This is a genomic window from Scopulibacillus darangshiensis (genome assembly GCF_004341035.1).
GTDB lineage: Bacteria > Bacillota > Bacilli > Bacillales > Sporolactobacillaceae > Scopulibacillus > Scopulibacillus darangshiensis.
In genome coordinates, this window is sequence record NZ_SLXK01000092.1 from 1 (window position 1) to 1,491 (window position 1,491).

The following is a 1,491-nucleotide window of genomic DNA, read 5'->3' on the forward strand; positions in this document are numbered from 1 at the left end:
CCCGGATTATTCATAGGACTAACCGAAGAAGCAATTTGGATGAAAATTGGCAAACGCCTTCATTTATTTCGGAATTTGAAGGTGTTTTTCTAGCTTTTAATTAGGAATATCGGATGACTAGATCACTTCAATTACAAATAATTACTTTATAAGGCGGAAATGGGTAGACGTATCCTGTGAGCCAAAAAAACTGATTTCTTTTTGGGGGATTATTCATTGGATTTTAACCATAACACGGTAATCGCTGAATTTGTTTCAACGTTGCCATAAAGGCTTCCTTATGGAGACAGTGTTTGGATAATTTGAAGGTAAGATACCGACCTGATCGAATAACCTTTCCGGCTACTTTAATAAGCTGTAATCGGACGGTGTCAATCAGATTTTTTTTCATCTTTTCGGGTAGACAAAGACGTCGAAATCCATTATGTAAGTTATAGGCTAAAATGGCCAATTGAAGCTTACAGGCGTTTTTCTCAAACTCCGTACTGCTCATACTGCCAAAAGCGAAACCAAGCTTACCTTCTTTGATGAAATTTTCCATTGTGCCACGATTAAAATAGAGTTTAGCCACACTTTTCGGTGTTAGGCTCATATTCGTGACAATAAAAGTGAATCGATAAAGGAGTTCATCCATCGGTTTTTCCATCTTGACAACAACGCGACGTGAATGACTCCAACTTGAGGCCTTATAGTTAAATTCTCTATAAAAGACCGGTGTATTGGCTTTGACATCATCCGGGATTTGATTCAAAAGGTCATCCGCCAGGGCATTAAGGCGAGCATTGGCTTTCAGTCGAATGACATAATGGGCTTCTTTTTCCTCAGCGAGGTCAAAAAGACCAGGCACAGCGAAACCGCTATCTCCACGGACAAGCGGCGTTAGCCATGGATAAAGGACTTTATACCGCTTAAGGGTAGGACCAATGAAACGAACCACTTGGCGTGAGGTATAAACGGAGCCTGCCCGTAACTCAGCTTTGAGACAATCCCCGGTTAAGCCATCAAACATAAGCATGGGGTGATAGCCATTTTCACCATAATGGGTATTGAAAGCTGCCCCATGTTGGTCACCATGTGTGGCTGCGTTCGTTGAATCGATGTCCAGAATCATATGAAGCATAGGATCGCATTGATGATAACGTTCAATTAAGGTATCATTGGCCTTTTGAAGTTGCTTCATCGCAGCCATGTCAAAATGTTGATTAACCCTTGACATCGTCGGCTGAGAAGCCAATCCCTCTTTTCCAAGAAGGGTGGTAAAGGCTGGGTCAAATCTTAGGTTATCAGCGTGGTCATCTGCATGATAGCCTGCCACGTGTTGATAGATTTTCTGGATGATAACATCTGAATTCTGATGGATTCTATGTTTTACGAGGTCGTTCAATATCACTGTGGATCTTATCAAGTCACTTAGGCCCATTTTTTCATCAAATTCTTTGTACAACAATAGGCCTGATTCGCTGGTTAGATCGCCGCCGTCAAAATTTATTT

General features: G+C 41.4%; 1 protein-coding gene. It reads right to left on the bottom strand.

Going from position 1 to position 1,491, the window contains the following annotated elements:
- Nucleotides 1-223 precede the first annotated feature (223 nt).
- A partial coding sequence (locus tag EV207_RS22840; RefSeq protein WP_132748764.1) for an IS1380 family transposase occupies nt 224-1,491 on the bottom strand: 1,268 nt, incomplete at its 5' end.